Annotated in this window: 13 protein-coding genes and 1 riboswitch; all 13 genes read left to right on the forward strand. The window is 43.9% G+C overall.

Annotated features, from left to right (window positions below; translation table 11 throughout):
* Positions 1-58: 58 nt before the first annotated feature.
* The 13 genes from ABG082_RS07515 to sat all read left to right on the forward strand — a co-directional run bounded on the left by ABG082_RS07515 (position 59) and on the right by sat (position 14,525).
* Entirely contained in the window at positions 59-1,387 is a 1,329-nt protein-coding gene (locus ABG082_RS07515; protein WP_024720322.1) for a solute carrier family 23 protein, read from the forward strand.
* Between the two features lie 130 nt (positions 1,388-1,517).
* Positions 1,518-2,441: an aspartate carbamoyltransferase catalytic subunit gene (locus tag ABG082_RS07520; RefSeq protein ID WP_017359350.1), complete on the forward strand. Its 924-nt coding sequence runs from the start codon at positions 1,518-1,520 to the stop codon at positions 2,439-2,441.
* On the forward strand, positions 2,425-3,711 hold the full coding sequence (locus ABG082_RS07525) for a dihydroorotase (RefSeq protein WP_008344934.1): 1,287 nt from the start codon (positions 2,425-2,427) through the stop codon (positions 3,709-3,711). Before ABG082_RS07520 ends, ABG082_RS07525 begins: the two co-directional genes overlap by 17 nt.
* The gene (locus ABG082_RS07530) at positions 3,708-4,802 is read left to right on the forward strand and encodes a carbamoyl phosphate synthase small subunit (protein WP_019743288.1); all 1,095 of its coding nucleotides are present in this window, start codon (positions 3,708-3,710) and stop codon (positions 4,800-4,802) included. The genes ABG082_RS07525 and ABG082_RS07530 overlap by 4 nt, the downstream gene beginning before the upstream one ends.
* Positions 4,787-8,002, forward strand: coding sequence for a carbamoyl-phosphate synthase (glutamine-hydrolyzing) large subunit (gene carB / locus ABG082_RS07535; RefSeq protein WP_206114318.1), 3,216 nt, complete (start codon positions 4,787-4,789; stop codon positions 8,000-8,002). Before ABG082_RS07530 ends, carB begins: the two co-directional genes overlap by 16 nt.
* Positions 7,999-8,775, forward strand: a complete 777-nt coding sequence (locus tag ABG082_RS07540; RefSeq protein ID WP_008344928.1) for a dihydroorotate dehydrogenase electron transfer subunit — start codon at positions 7,999-8,001, stop codon at positions 8,773-8,775. The genes carB and ABG082_RS07540 overlap by 4 nt, the downstream gene beginning before the upstream one ends.
* Positions 8,769-9,701: a dihydroorotate dehydrogenase gene (locus ABG082_RS07545; RefSeq protein ID WP_281215352.1), complete on the forward strand. Its 933-nt coding sequence runs from the start codon at positions 8,769-8,771 to the stop codon at positions 9,699-9,701. The genes ABG082_RS07540 and ABG082_RS07545 overlap by 7 nt, the downstream gene beginning before the upstream one ends.
* Positions 9,673-10,377, forward strand: a complete 705-nt coding sequence (pyrF, locus tag ABG082_RS07550) for an orotidine-5'-phosphate decarboxylase (RefSeq protein ID WP_342498982.1) — start codon at positions 9,673-9,675, stop codon at positions 10,375-10,377. Before ABG082_RS07545 ends, pyrF begins: the two co-directional genes overlap by 29 nt.
* A 7-nt stretch (positions 10,378-10,384) precedes the next feature.
* Complete coding sequence (pyrE, locus tag ABG082_RS07555) at positions 10,385-11,023, forward strand: orotate phosphoribosyltransferase (RefSeq protein WP_144684321.1); 639 nt, start codon at positions 10,385-10,387, stop codon at positions 11,021-11,023.
* 159 nt (positions 11,024-11,182) lie between these two features.
* A riboswitch (SAM riboswitch) is annotated at positions 11,183-11,285 on the forward strand.
* Positions 11,286-11,359: 74 nt separating this feature from the next.
* On the forward strand, positions 11,360-11,506 hold the full coding sequence (locus tag ABG082_RS07560) for a YezD family protein (RefSeq protein WP_008344920.1): 147 nt from the start codon (positions 11,360-11,362) through the stop codon (positions 11,504-11,506).
* Positions 11,507-11,551: 45 nt separating this feature from the next.
* Positions 11,552-12,253 carry a phosphoadenylyl-sulfate reductase gene (locus tag ABG082_RS07565; RefSeq protein ID WP_007499702.1) on the forward strand — a complete coding sequence of 234 codons (702 nt, stop codon included), beginning with the start codon at positions 11,552-11,554 and terminating at the stop codon, positions 12,251-12,253.
* A gap of 13 nt (positions 12,254-12,266) precedes the next feature.
* Positions 12,267-13,331 carry an inorganic phosphate transporter gene (locus ABG082_RS07570; protein WP_008344915.1) on the forward strand — a complete coding sequence of 355 codons (1,065 nt, stop codon included), beginning with the start codon at positions 12,267-12,269 and terminating at the stop codon, positions 13,329-13,331.
* 57 nt (positions 13,332-13,388) lie between these two features.
* Positions 13,389-14,525: a sulfate adenylyltransferase gene (gene sat / locus ABG082_RS07575; protein WP_046527256.1), complete on the forward strand. Its 1,137-nt coding sequence runs from the start codon at positions 13,389-13,391 to the stop codon at positions 14,523-14,525.
* Positions 14,526-14,531: the final 6 nt, after the last annotated feature.

A 14,531-nucleotide genomic window follows, 5' to 3' on the forward strand; every position in this document is an offset into this window, starting at 1 on the left:
TGCGCATACTCGCAAAGAGGCTTTTTTAATGAAAAAGGACACATCTAGGAGGAAAATCATGAGTCAGCAAAAAGCCAATTTAGGCATTCGAGATATCCCAAAACCGTTCACATGGCTGTCACTCAGCCTGCAGCACTTGTTTGCCATGTTTGGTGCAACCATTCTTGTACCAAAGATCATTGATATGAGCCCAGCCGTCGCGCTCATCTCAAGCGGGGTTGGAACCATTGTGTACTTAATCATCACAAGAGGGCAGATTCCGGCGTATCTTGGATCGTCCTTTGCCTTTATCGCCCCTATCTTGAATGTAAAAGCCACCGGCGGCCCTGGAGCAGCAATGGTAGGTGCCTTTATGGCGGGTGTGGCATATGCACTCATCGCATTATTTATCAAATGGCTCGGCACAGGCTGGCTAATGAAGCTTCTGCCGCCTGTCGTTGTAGGACCCGTCATTATGGTCATCGGACTCGGACTCGCTGGAACAGCTGTTAACATGGCGATGTACGTCGATCCGAATGCAAAGGAGCTTGTTTACAGCCTGAAGCACTTAATGGTTGCAGGCTTCACGCTCGCTGTCACCATTATTAGTATGATCTTCCTAAGAGGATTCCTTAGCTTGATTCCAGTCTTAATCGGCATTATTAGCGGCTACCTCTTTGCCTTAACACAAGGCATTGTGAACTTCCAGCCAGTCATTGACGCAAAATGGTTTGCTGTACCAGACTTTGTTGTGCCATTTGTCGACTATACACCTGCTGTGACTTTAAGCATTCTCACAGTGATGGTGCCGGTTGCCTTTGTGACCATGTCTGAGCACATCGGCCATCAAGTCGTGTTAAGCAAAGTTGTTGGACAAGATTTTATTAAAAAGCCAGGTCTTCATCGCTCCATTTTAGGAGACAGTGCGGCGACAATCTTCGCTTCACTCATCGGCGGACCTCCAACAACGACTTATGGAGAGAACATTGGCGTCCTTGCCATCACAAGAGTGTTCAGTATCTTCGTCATCGGCGGAGCAGCGGTGTTTGCGATCTGCTTCGGCTTTGTTGGGAAAATTTCAGCATTAATCAGTACAGTACCATCCGCGGTTATGGGGGGCGTTTCGTTCCTGCTCTTTGGAATCATAGCCTCAAGCGGACTGCGAATCCTGATTGATCATAAAGTGAACTTTGAAGAAAAGCGCAATCTCATTATCGCATCAGTCATCTTAGTCATTGGAATTGGCGGAGCATTCATTGAGGTGAAACAAATCAATCTGACGCTGTCAGGAATGGCACTCGCTGCAATTACTGGCGTCCTGTTAAATATGATTCTGCCGCATCAGAAGGCAGAAGATGATGAGTCAAATGAATCGAATACCGAAAACCTTTTAAAAGAAGTCCAGTGAGGCTGACAAGGGTTCTAAACGGAGCAGAACGTGCGAAAGCACCCCTGCTTCTTTTGGAGAACCCTAAGCTGCCGAGGCTTAGGGTTTTTTTGAACCTGAAAGTGATGAAAAACTAGAGGGGGCAGAAAAAATGAATGATTTATCGACAATGAGCAGCTTGTCAAAGGAAGAAATTTTACAGCTGATTGAAGAAGCATGTGCATTGAAAAAAGGGAAACAGGAACATGGTTTAGCAGGTGAATTTGTAGCGAACCTCTTCTTTGAACCAAGTACAAGAACGCGTTTTAGCTTTGAGGTGGCAGAGAAGAAACTTGGAATGAATGTGCTGAACCTAGACGCAGCAAGTACCTCTGTTCAAAAGGGAGAGACCCTTTACGATACAGTGAAAACACTTGAATCCATCGGAGTCAAGGCATGTGTCATCAGAGACAGTACCGACGAATATTACAAAGAGCTGATTGGGAAGGTCGGGATTCCAATCATTAATGCGGGAGATGGCTGCGGACAGCACCCTACACAATCATTGCTGGATTTGATGACGATCTTCGAAGAGTTTGGCGGTTTTGAAGGCTTAACGATCTCGATTCATGGTGATATCAAACATAGCAGGGTGGCAAGGTCCAATGCTGAAGTCCTCGCAAGACTAGGAGCGACAGTGCTCTTTTCAGGACCAGCTTCCTTCCAAGATGAACAAAATCCTCATGGAATGTATGTCGAAGTGGACGAAGCCATGAAGCGGTCTGACGTGGTGATGCTGCTGAGAATTCAGCATGAAAGACACTCAGAAAAGATGGGCAATGAGGGTTACTTATCGACTTATGGATTAACAGTAGACAGGGCAAGCAAAATGAAAGAAAGAGCGATTATTATGCATCCAGCACCAGTAAATAGAGGTGTTGAAATAGATGATTCATTAGTAGAGTCAAAACAGTCAAGGATTTTTAAACAAATGGAAAATGGTGTGTATATCCGAATGGCTGTGTTAAAAAGGGCTTTTCAAAATAGCAGACTACATCAAAAAGGGAGAGATTCTGTCTATGTCATATCTCATTAAAAACGGTTTTATCTTATCAAGCACAGGGGAAAGAGTGCAGCAGGATATTAGGGTAGAAGGAAAAGTGATTCAAGCAATGGGTCACTTAGAAAGAGAAGACGGAGAAGAAGTCATTGATGCAGCAGGGCTATTTGTATCACCAGGTTTGATTGATCTGCATGTGCATTTAAGAGAGCCAGGCGGCGAGAAAAAAGAAACCATTGAAACAGGTTCTAAGGCAGCAGCAAGAGGCGGGTATACGACCATTGCAGCGATGCCAAATACACGGCCAGTTCCAGATACAAAAGAACAAATGGAATGGCTGATGAATCGAATCAAAGAGACCTCATCTGTAAGAGTACTGCCATACGCTTCCATCACGACGAGACAAATTGGCGAAGAGATGACGGACTTTGCAGCGTTAAAAGAAGCGGGCGCTTTTGCCTTTACGGATGACGGTGTTGGTATTCAAACAGCAGGCATGATGTACGAAGCAATGAAAAAGGCAGCAAGCCTTGATCAAGCCATAGTGGCGCACTGTGAAGATAACTCACTCATTTATGGAGGATGTGTTCATGAAGGAGACTTTTCAAAAGCAAATGGGTTAAACGGGATACCGTCAATTTGTGAATCGGTGCATATTGCAAGAGATGTCCTCTTAGCAGAAGCAGCGAATTGTCATTATCATGTATGCCATATCAGCACAAAGGAATCCGTCCGAGTGGTACGCGATGCAAAAAAAGCAGGCATTCGTGTGACAGCTGAGGTCTCGCCACATCACCTGCTCTTATGTGATGCAGACATTCCAGGTCTTGACACAAACTATAAAATGAATCCGCCGCTCAGAGGAGCAGAAGATCGCGAGGCACTGATCGAGGGGCTTTTAGATGGCACGATTGATTTTATCGCCACAGACCATGCACCGCATACAGAAGAAGAAAAGAACGAAACGATGCAGAGGGCACCTTTTGGGATTGTTGGACTTGAAACAGCGTTCCCGCTTCTGTACACACGTTTTGTGAAAACAGGGGAATGGACATTAAAAGAACTTGTTGATTATATGACCATCAAACCAGCAGAAGCCTTTGCTCTTCCATACGGAAAGCTGGAAGAAGGTCAAATCGCTGATATCACACTGATTGATTTAAACAAAGAAATGGCAATTGACAAAAAAAGCTTCTTATCTAAAGGACAAAATACACCGTTTGACAAATTGACTGTATCAGGATGGCCGGTCATGACACTTGCATCTGGGAAAGTCGTTTATGAAGAGGGGAGACTAGTAAAATGAAGAGACGCTTAGTGCTAGAAAACGGAACAGTATTCGAAGGAACAGGCTTTGGCAGCTTAGAACCGTCAGTCGGAGAAGTCGTCTTTAACACAGGGATGACAGGCTATCAAGAGATTTTGTCTGACCCGTCGTACTGCGGACAAATTGTCACACTCACTTACCCGCTGATCGGCAACTATGGCATTAACCGTGATGATTTTGAATCGATCACACCGTTTGTGAAAGGGCTGATCGTGAAAGAGCTTTGTGAAAAGCCTTCAAACTGGCGCTCTTCATACTCACTTGATGAGTATTTAAAAATGAAAAATATCCCAGGTCTTAGCGGTATTGATACACGCAAGCTCACGCGCATGATTCGAAGTGCAGGTACATTAAGAGGAGCTTTTGCAGGACCGGATGAACAAGTAGAAGACGTTGTAAGCCGCCTTCAAACGATGCAGCTACCAACAGATCAAGTAAGCCAAGTATCTGTGAAAAATGCGTATCCAAGCCCAGGAAGAGGAAAAAGAATTGTGCTTGTCGATTTCGGCATGAAGCACGGCATTTTGCGCGAGCTCAATAAGCGAGACTGTGATGTCATTGTGGTGCCATACAATATCACGGCAGATGAAGTATTACAGTTAAAACCAGACGGCATCATGCTTTCAAACGGACCTGGGGATCCAGTCGATGTGCCAGAAGCGGTTGAAATGATTCAGCAGCTGATTGGAAAGGTACCACTCTTTGGTATCTGCCTGGGACACCAGTTATTCGCGCTTGCGTGCGGCGCAAGTACAGAAAAAATGAAATTTGGGCATAGAGGATCCAATCATCCAGTCAAAGAATTAGCAACTGGCAAGGTAACCTTGACGTCTCAAAACCATGGCTACACGGTTAGCGCCATTAATGAAGACGTGCTTGAAGTCACACATATTGCGCTAAATGACAACACCATTGAAGGATTAAAACATAAAGAAGCACCAGCATTCACTGTCCAGTATCACCCAGAAGCATCACCGGGTCCAGAAGATGCGAACTACTTATTTGACGAGTTCATGGACATGATTCATACAACTGAGAAAGAAGGGGAAGAAGTATGCCAAAACGCGTAGATATCAAAAAGATTTTAGTGATCGGTTCAGGTCCAATCATCATCGGTCAGGCAGCGGAGTTTGACTATGCAGGCACACAGGCTTGCTTAGCGCTAAAAGAAGAGGGCTATGAAGTCGTTCTTGTGAACTCTAACCCTGCGACGATCATGACGGATACAGAAATGGCCGATAAGGTATACATCGAACCACTGACACCAGAATTTTTAACACGAATCATTCGAAAAGAACGTCCTGATGCGATTCTGCCAACACTTGGCGGACAAACTGGATTGAACCTTGCTGTTGAATTATCAGATCTTGGTGTACTCGCTGAATGCGGTGTTGAAGTACTAGGCACCAAGCTGTCAGCTATTCAAAAAGCAGAGGACAGAGATTTATTCCGTAATCTAATGAATGAATTAAATGAACCTGTACCAGAAAGTGAAATCATCCATAACCTTGAAGAAGCGATGGCATTCACAGATCAAATCGGTTTCCCAGTCATTGTTAGACCAGCCTATACACTAGGCGGAACAGGCGGCGGAATTTGTACAAATGAGCAAGAATTAAAAGAAATCGTCGAGAATGGACTGAAGTTAAGTCCGGTGACACAATGTTTGCTTGAAAAAAGTATCGCAGGCTTTAAAGAAATTGAATATGAGGTCATGCGTGACAGCGGAGATCATGCCATTGTGGTTTGTAACATGGAAAACTTTGATCCTGTCGGCATCCACACAGGTGACAGTATCGTTGTGGCACCAAGTCAAACGCTAAGTGATCGTGAATATCAGCTGCTTCGTAATGTGTCACTCAAGCTGATCCGTGCACTTGGCATTGAAGGCGGATGTAACGTACAGCTGGCGATTGATCCAGACAGCTTCCAATACTATATTATCGAAGTAAACCCCCGCGTGAGCCGTTCTTCTGCTCTTGCGTCTAAAGCAACTGGATATCCGATTGCAAAACTTGCAGCGAAAATCGCAGTTGGCCTAACACTTGATGAAATGATGAACCCAGTCACAGGTAAAACATATGCAGCGTTCGAACCAGCACTCGACTATATCGTTTCAAAAATCCCGCGCTGGCCGTTCGATAAATTTGAATCTGCCAACAGACGACTTGGAACACAAATGAAAGCAACGGGTGAAGTCATGGCGATTGGCCGCACATTAGAAGAGTCTCTTTTAAAGGCTGTTCGTTCACTTGAAGCGGATGTGCATCACATTGAATTAAAAGACGAAGCGGACATTACGAACGAAGTGCTCGAAAAGCGGATTATCAAAGCAGGAGATGAACGTCTGTTTTATATCGCTGAGGCACTAAGAAGAGGCTATACCGTCGAACAGATTCATGAATTCTCGAAAATTGATTATTTCTTCCTTCATAAACTGGAAGGCATCATCACATTTGAAAAGACACTAAAAGAAAACAAAGGCAATGTAGACGTTTTAAAAGAAGCGAAAGAAAAAGGTTTCTCAGATATTTATATTAGCCGCGAATGGAATATGAATGAGGCAGATGTCTATAACCTAAGAACAGAAGCAGGCATCGTTCCTGTGTATAAGATGGTGGACACATGTGCGGCAGAATTTGAATCAGAAACACCGTACTTCTACAGCACATATGAAGATGAAAATGAATCCGAACGAACAGAGAAGAAAAGTGTCATCGTGCTAGGCTCAGGTCCAATCAGAATCGGACAAGGGGTTGAATTCGATTATGCGACCGTTCATTCAGTGTGGGCAATCAAACAAGCAGGCTATGAAGCCATTATTATTAACAACAACCCTGAAACCGTCTCAACAGACTTTAGTATTTCAGATAAGCTCTACTTTGAACCACTCACTGTAGAAGATGTGATGCACATCATCGACCTTGAACAACCAGAAGGTGTCGTCGTTCAGTTTGGCGGACAAACAGCGATTAACTTAGCAGATGAATTATCAAATAGAGGGGTTAAGATACTTGGAACATCGCTTGAAGACCTTGACCGTGCGGAAAACCGTGACAAGTTTGAACAAACATTAGAAACTCTCGGCGTGCCGCAGCCAAAAGGTAAGACAGCAACGTCTGTGCCAGAGGCAGTAGCGATTGCGAATCAAATCGGTTACCCCGTGCTTGTCCGTCCTTCCTATGTATTAGGCGGCCGTGCAATGGAAATTGTGTATCAAGAAGCTGAGCTCCTTCACTACATGGAGAATGCGGTGAAAGTCAATCCGCAGCACCCAGTGCTCATTGACAAGTATTTGACAGGAAAAGAAATTGAAGTAGATGCTGTGTCTGACGGAGAAACGGTTGTCATACCAGGCATTATGGAACACATTGAAAGAGCCGGAGTTCACTCTGGAGACTCCATTGCGGTCTACCCGCCGCAAACTTTGTCAGAGGACATCAAAGCGAAAATTGCAGAATACACGATTAAACTGGCAAAAGGCCTTAACATCATTGGGCTTTTGAACATTCAATTTGTTCTATCAAAAGGAGAAGTGTACGTACTTGAAGTGAATCCGCGCTCAAGCCGGACTGTCCCATTCTTAAGTAAAATTACAGGCATTCCAATGGCGAACTTAGCTACAAAGGTTATTTTAGGAGAAAAACTGAAAAACTATGGCTACCAAGAAGGGCTTCATGTTGAGCAAGAAGGCGTATATGTTAAAGTTCCAGTCTTCTCTTTTGCAAAACTAAGAAGAGTAGATATTACACTAGGGCCTGAAATGAAATCAACAGGTGAAGTCATGGGGAAAGATGTCACAATCGAAAAAGCCCTCTACAAAGGGTTGATTGCATCAGGCATTCAAATTCCAAAAGACGGAACGGTGCTCCTGACAGTGGCTGATAAAGATAAAGAAGAAGGACTTGAGATTGCAAGAAGATTCCATTCCATCGGCTATCATATTTTAGCAACAGAAGGAACAGCGAATTACTTAAAACAAGCCTCTATTCCATCAAGTGTTGTCGGCAAAATAGGAGAAGAAGGAAAGAACCTGCTGGATGTCATTCGAAATGGTGAAGCCCAATTTGTCATCAATACCTTAACAAAAGGAAAACAGCCGGCAAGAGACGGCTTTAGAATTAGACGTGAATCTGTTGAAAATGGTGTCGCTTGCTTAACGTCACTAGATACAGCGGAAGCGATTTTAAGAGTGCTAGAGAGCATGACATTTAGAGCAGATGAAATGCCAGAAGTGAAAACGAATGCTGAGGTGACAGTAACGATATGAAAAAAGCATACTTGACGGTCGTCTCAAACCGAGAGATCGCTGATCATATTTACGAAATGACATTAAAAGGTGATCTTGTTGAATCCTTTCAAACAGCTGGACAGTTTCTTCATATAAAGGTCAGTGAATCCATGACACCGCTGCTGAGAAGACCGATCAGTATTGCCAACATTCATGCCGAAAAGCAAGAAGCAACCATCATTTACCGCGCAGAGGGAGAGGGCACAAAGCTCCTTTCCCAAAAGCGGGCGGGAGAGTCAGTCGATGTGTTAGGACCGCTTGGAAACGGCTATGACCCTTCAGTCGTTCAGGCCGGACAGACCGCATTATTAGTCGGTGGAGGAATCGGTGTGCCTCCGTTATATGAACTGTCTAAGCGGTTAACGAAAAAAGGCGTCATCGTAAAACATGTTCTCGGTTTTCAATCAAAAAAGGATGTATTTTATGAGGAGATGTTTCAAGCGCTCGGAGATACATTTATCGCAACCGTTGATGGAACATATGGCTCGAAAGGTTTCGTGACAAATGTCATTGAAGAGAATGAGCTGGACTTTGATGTCTTGCTTTCCTGTGGACCGACACCTATGTTAAAAGCACTAAAAGACTCTTATCCCGATAAGCCTGTCTATATTTCAATGGAAGAACGAATGGGCTGCGGAATCGGTGCATGCTTTGCTTGTGTCTGTCATACCGATCAGCACGAGAAACCGTACGTTAAAGTTTGTCTGGATGGACCTGTTTTTAAAGCGGAGGAGGTGGCGCTATCATGCTAAACATCGAATTACCCGGCTTATCTTTAAAAAATCCAATCATTCCTGCATCAGGCTGTTTTGGATTTGGAAAAGAATTCGCATCATTATATGACCTTTCCTTGCTGGGCGGCATCATGATTAAAGCCACGACCCTTGAACCGAGATTTGGCAACCCGACACCTAGGGTAGCTGAGACAGGAGCCGGTATGCTGAATGCGATTGGTCTCCAAAATCCAGGTCTAAAAGGCGTGCTTGAACATGAATTACCTTGGCTTGAGCAGTTCGATACCCCTATTATTGCCAATGTTGCTGGATCACAAGTTGATGATTATGTTGAAGTAGCAAAGCAAATTAGTCAAGCAAGCAATGTTCACGCCCTTGAACTGAATATCTCGTGTCCGAATGTGAAAACAGGAGGAATTGCCTTTGGGACCGATCCAGAAATGGCGGCTACATTGACAAAAGCCGTCAAGGAAGTTTCCTCCGTTCCTGTTTATGTGAAGCTGTCACCTAATGTAGCCAATATCGTTGAGATTGCTAAAGCGATTGAATCGGCTGGAGCGGATGGACTCACCATGATCAATACTTTGATTGGGATGCGTTTAGATTTAAAAACAGGCAAACCCATTCTTGCCAATAAAACAGGCGGATTATCAGGTCCTGCCGTAAAACCTGTTGCCATCCGAATGGTGCATGAGGTCAGTCAAGCTGTTACTATTCCGATTATTGGGATGGGCGGGGTGCAAAGCGCTGAAGATGTACTTGAATTTTTACTAGCTGGCGCAAGTGCGGTAGCTGTTGGGACAGCCAATTTTGTGAACCCATTTATTTGCCCGGAAATCATTGATGAACTGCCGAATGTGTTAGCGGCTTATGGGTATTCATCTGTAGAGGAATGCATCGGAAGGAGCTGGAAACATGAAGCACTTGCCCATCATCGCGCTTGATTTTCCATCAGGACAGGAGGCGCACGCCTTTTTAGATCGTTTTGAAGGCACTCCATTATTCGTAAAGGTTGGCATGGAGCTGTTTTACCAAGAAGGTCCTGCCATTATTGACGCACTGAAAGAAAAAAATTGCCGTATTTTCCTTGATCTGAAGCTTCATGACATTCCAACAACCGTGCAAAAAGCGATGAACCGGCTTGCTGGACTTGGTGTTGATTTGGTGAATGTGCATGCAGCCGGCGGGAAAAGGATGATGCAGGCGGCCGTAGAGGGGCTTGAAAGCGGAACCCCTGCCGGGCAAAATCGCCCAGGCATTATTGCAGTGACCCAGCTGACAAGCACGTCAGAAGATATGATGAAAAAAGAATTGCTAATTGACCGCCCATTGCAAGAGGCTGTGCTTCATTATGGACAATTGGCATATGAAAGTGGGCTTGATGGTGTGGTGTGCTCTGTTCATGAATCAAAACAGCTTCATGAACAAATCTCTCCCTCCTTTCTCACTGTCACACCAGGAATTCGCTTACCAAATGATCAAACGGATGACCAAAAGCGTGTGGCGACACCTGCTTTTGCCAAAGAGCAGGGGGTTTCACAGATTGTTGTGGGAAGATCGATCACAAAAGCCACAAACCCAGTGGAAGCTTATCAACAAATTTTGAAAGAGTGGGAGTGACTGCCGGATGAAAACGAAAATCGCGAAGCATTTATTACAAATCAAAGCTGTCTCTTTAAAACCAGACGAACCATTTACATGGGCGAGCGGTATCAAATCACCGATTTACTGTGACAATCGCCTCACCTTGTCTTATCCTGAGGTCAGAGGGGACATTGCGGAAGGTTTAAAAGACTTGATTCTCACTCATTTTGAAGGAGCGGAAGTTGTCGCAGGTACAGCTACAGCTGGCATTCCTCATGCGGCATTAGCAGCTGATCGTCTGAACGTACCGATGTGTTATGTAAGAAGTAAACCAAAAGCACACGGAAAAGGAAATCAAATTGAAGGAGCTATATCACCTGGACAAAAGGTGGTTGTCGTAGAAGACCTCATCTCAACTGGAGGCAGCGTTCTTGAAGTTGTGGCTGCTCTAGAAGAAGAAGGCTGTGACGTACTCGGAGTTGTTGCGATCTTCACTTATGGACTGCCAAAAGCAACTGCAGCTTTTCAAGAGAAAAACATTCCCTATGTCACGCTGACAGACTATGACACACTGACAGAAGTGGCACTTGAGCTAAAAGCAATCGAGTCTTCTGCTATGAATAAACTAAAACGCTGGAGACAGGATCCTTCGTCTGAATCTTGGATGGAAGAAACGGTCTAAAAAGCTTGTTTTGTTTTAAAAAAAGCTGTGCTGCGCTGCACAGTTTTTTATTTGGTTAAAAATAGTAAAATAGACTCAAATTTAAATAAAAACTAATCCTATCAATAAAGTCGGGTTGACTTTTGTTTGAATTGTGTTAATATTTAATACAAATTAAAACTCTTATCCAGAGAGGTGGAGGGACTGGCCCGATGAAGCCCGGCAACCTGCGATTTGCAAGGTGCTACTTCCTGCAAAATGATTCTATTTTGAAAGATAAGGAAATCGTGAGCTTCCTCATCTTTCTTTCGGACTGAAAGAAAGTTTTTTTATTTTAACGGTGAGGAGGAAGAGGAGATGGAACTGAAACAAAACCAGGATGAGGACTTAGTGAAGCATATGCAAGAGCTGATTGGGGATATGAAATTCGGTTCAATTACGTTGATCGTTCAGGACGGTCAAGTGATTCAAGTGGAAAAAAATGAAAAAATCAGATTAAAGTAGTGCGGAGAATAGCAATAGAAGCAGTACTCCGGAAGGGGAGAAACAATGTTAACTTATGAAAATTGGCAAGAGCCGTCCATTACATTTCAAGAGGATGATTTGTATAAAGGGGCCCTATCTGTGCTGAAATGGGCGTACGGCCACTATGGTGATCAGCTCGTTTATGCATGCAGTTTTGGCATTGAGGGCATTGTCCTGATCGATCTTATTGCGAAAGTAAAAAAAGATGCAAGAATTGTCTTTTTAGATACAGGTCTGCATTTCAAGGAAACATACGACACCATTGATGCAGTTAGGGAAAGATATCCCGGGTTAGACATCGTGCTGAAAACACCTGAGCTGACGGTGGAAGAGCAGAATGAGCAGCATGGTGATAAATTATGGGAAACGAATCCTCAAAGCTGCTGCCATATGAGAAAGGTCATTCCGTTGCAAGAGGCACTATCTGGCTATCCGGCATGGCTGTCTGGTTTAAGAAGAGAGCAGTCGCCTAAACGAGCAGGTACGAACTTCTTAAATAAGGATGAAAAATTCCAATCAGTCAAAGTATGTCCGCTCATTCACTGGACGTGGAAGGACATATGGAGATATGCGTCTAGAGAGGATCTTACTTATAATCCGCTGCACGACCAAGGATATCCAAGCATCGGGTGTGCACCATGTACACAGCCGGCATTTACTGCTGATGATTTGCGTTCTGGAAGATGGTCAGGGACAGCAAAGACTGAGTGCGGATTACATGAGTAAGGGAGCATAATGTATGGAAATCGCCGCAATTTTATTTAGCTTATTCTTTGCTTTAAATATTGGCGCAAGCGGAGCAGCCGCTTCGATGGGCATCGCATATGGATCAGGTGCGATCAAAAAGCCAATATATGCGCTCAGCGTTTGTGCAGTTGGAATATTAGCAGGTTCAGTGATTGGCGGCGGTGAGGTCGTCAAAACGATTAGCTCCGGGATTATGCCGGAATCTGTCATCACACTTGAAATTGTGTGTATCATCATTGGCTCGGCCGCATTATCACTTTTCATAGCGAACCTCTTGGCCATTCCTTTATCCACAAGTGAGGTCACAGTAGGTGCTGTGGTCGGTGTGGCAGCCGCATATAAAGTGCTGTATGTGAAATCGATCTTAGTCATTGTCTCTTTTTGGGTGATTATTCCGATTGTTGCCTTTGTTTTTACCTTTGCTGTTGTCAAAATCATCAGATTGTTCCCTAAACGGACATTATCCAAAAAAGGTACATTGATCTTATCTGTTGTTTTGATTATCAGTGGGTTTTTAGAAGCATTTTCAGCCGGCATGAACAATGTCGCCAATGCGGTTGGCCCGCTTGTCGCATCAGGTGTTTTGTCAGTCGGGCAAGGAACCCTTTACGGCGGAATCTTTGTGGCCATTGGGGCGCTGCTTCTAGGAAGAAGGGTACTAGAAACAAACGGAAAGAAAATTACACGCTATCAAACGGGTGAAGGCATTCTATTATCGAGCACCGGTGCAGGACTTGTCATCGTCAGCTCTATATTCGGACTCCCTGTTCCCCTTACTCAAATTACCTCCTCGTCCATTATTGGGCTTGGTATGGCAAAGGGTGGACCGAACATTTTTCATAAACATGTTGTGAAAAAAATGCTGAAGGTATGGGTTGTGTCACCTTTCTTATCACTTAGTCTATCTTATTTGTTGGTAAGCCTTTTCTTAAAAGGAGACTATTACTCTATCTTTATCATGATGAGTGTACTGCTTGCTTCACTAGGTGCACTGAGTCTTATGAAGGCAGTTAAAAATGAGAGCAGCTCGATTCATGAACAGGGAGGCGGGATTTAAATATAAATCCGACTATTAACATCTAATAAATATGAACATTGAGAGGAAGATGAACAAATGAGTTTAACACCACATGGTGGCGTATTAATTAATCGAGTAAATGAAGAATTTGATCTAAGCACAGCTGCGAAAGAAATTGAGCTGGATGCCATCTCTTTTGCAGACCTTGAACTCATCGCAATTGGCGGGTATAGTCCAATTGAAGGGTTTTTAACGAAAGCTGATTATGAAGCAGTTGTCAGCAGTATGCGACTAGCAAGTGGTGTCGTTTGGTCTCTTCCGATTACTCTGCCTGTCACAAAGGAACAAGCAGCGGAGATCAATCAAGGTGACATTGTTCGTTTATCGTATAATGGAACAGTATACGGGGTCATTGAGGTGGAAGATCAATACACACCTGATAAGGAAAAAGAAGCAGTGAATGTGTATAAAACAGATGACCGCAATCACCCAGGCGTGAAAAAATTATTTGAACGCGGTGACACGTATATTGGTGGTAAAATTACACTGACAAAACGCAGTGAAAAACCTTTCCCGCAATTTACGTATGAGCCAGAAGAAACAAGAAAACATTTTAAAGAAAACGGCTGGAAAACAATTGTCGGTTTCCAAACGAGAAACCCAGTCCATCGTGCGCATGAATACATTCAAAAGACAGCACTGGAAACAGTGGATGGTCTATTTTTAAATCCACTTGTTGGTGAAACAAAATCTGATGATATTCCAGCAGATGTCAGAATGAAAAGCTATCAAGTGTTACTGAACGGTTATTACCCAAAAGACCGCGTCTTTTTAGGTGTTTTTCCTGCTGCCATGCGTTATGCTGGACCAAAGGAAGCGATTTTTCATGCGCTTGTGCGTAAAAATTATGGCTGTACACATTTTATTGTCGGCAGAGATCATGCGGGTGTTGGTGATTATTACGGCACATACGAAGCGCAGGAGCTATTTGAACAATTTACAAGCGAAGAAATTGGGATCACACCATTAAAATTTGAACACAGCTTTTACTGCAATACATGTGAAGCAATGGCAACACCAAAAACATGCCCACATGATAAAAGCGAACATGTCATTCTTTCAGGTACAAAGGTCAGAACGATGCTGAGAAATGGTGAATTACCACCGAGCACGTTCAGCCGCAAAGAAGTCATTGAAACATTAATCGAAGGATTAAAAACGACGGTATCTTAAAGGAGG

It is taken from the genome of Bacillus sp. BS1807G30 (genome assembly GCF_040047675.1).
In the GTDB taxonomy this organism is placed as follows: domain Bacteria; phylum Bacillota; class Bacilli; order Bacillales; family Bacillaceae; genus Bacillus; species Bacillus altitudinis.

What these genes read in the sequence shown, in the direction of transcription:
- ABG082_RS07515 (WP_024720322.1), top strand. Translation starts at nt 59, where the DNA reads ATGAGTCAGCAAAAAGCCAATTTAGGCATTCGAGATATCCCAAAACCG.
- ABG082_RS07520 (WP_017359350.1), top strand. Translation starts at nt 1,518, where the DNA reads ATGAATGATTTATCGACAATGAGCAGCTTGTCAAAGGAAGAAATTTTA.
- ABG082_RS07525 (WP_008344934.1), top strand. Translation starts at nt 2,425, where the DNA reads ATGTCATATCTCATTAAAAACGGTTTTATCTTATCAAGCACAGGGGAA.
- ABG082_RS07530 (WP_019743288.1), top strand. Translation starts at nt 3,708, where the DNA reads ATGAAGAGACGCTTAGTGCTAGAAAACGGAACAGTATTCGAAGGAACA.
- carB (WP_206114318.1), top strand. Translation starts at nt 4,787, where the DNA reads ATGCCAAAACGCGTAGATATCAAAAAGATTTTAGTGATCGGTTCAGGT.
- ABG082_RS07540 (WP_008344928.1), top strand. Translation starts at nt 7,999, where the DNA reads ATGAAAAAAGCATACTTGACGGTCGTCTCAAACCGAGAGATCGCTGAT.
- ABG082_RS07545 (WP_281215352.1), top strand. Translation starts at nt 8,769, where the DNA reads ATGCTAAACATCGAATTACCCGGCTTATCTTTAAAAAATCCAATCATT.
- pyrF (WP_342498982.1), top strand. Translation starts at nt 9,673, where the DNA reads ATGAAGCACTTGCCCATCATCGCGCTTGATTTTCCATCAGGACAGGAG.
- pyrE (WP_144684321.1), top strand. Translation starts at nt 10,385, where the DNA reads ATGAAAACGAAAATCGCGAAGCATTTATTACAAATCAAAGCTGTCTCT.
- ABG082_RS07560 (WP_008344920.1), top strand. Translation starts at nt 11,360, where the DNA reads ATGGAACTGAAACAAAACCAGGATGAGGACTTAGTGAAGCATATGCAA.
- ABG082_RS07565 (WP_007499702.1), top strand. Translation starts at nt 11,552, where the DNA reads ATGTTAACTTATGAAAATTGGCAAGAGCCGTCCATTACATTTCAAGAG.
- ABG082_RS07570 (WP_008344915.1), top strand. Translation starts at nt 12,267, where the DNA reads ATGGAAATCGCCGCAATTTTATTTAGCTTATTCTTTGCTTTAAATATT.
- sat (WP_046527256.1), top strand. Translation starts at nt 13,389, where the DNA reads ATGAGTTTAACACCACATGGTGGCGTATTAATTAATCGAGTAAATGAA.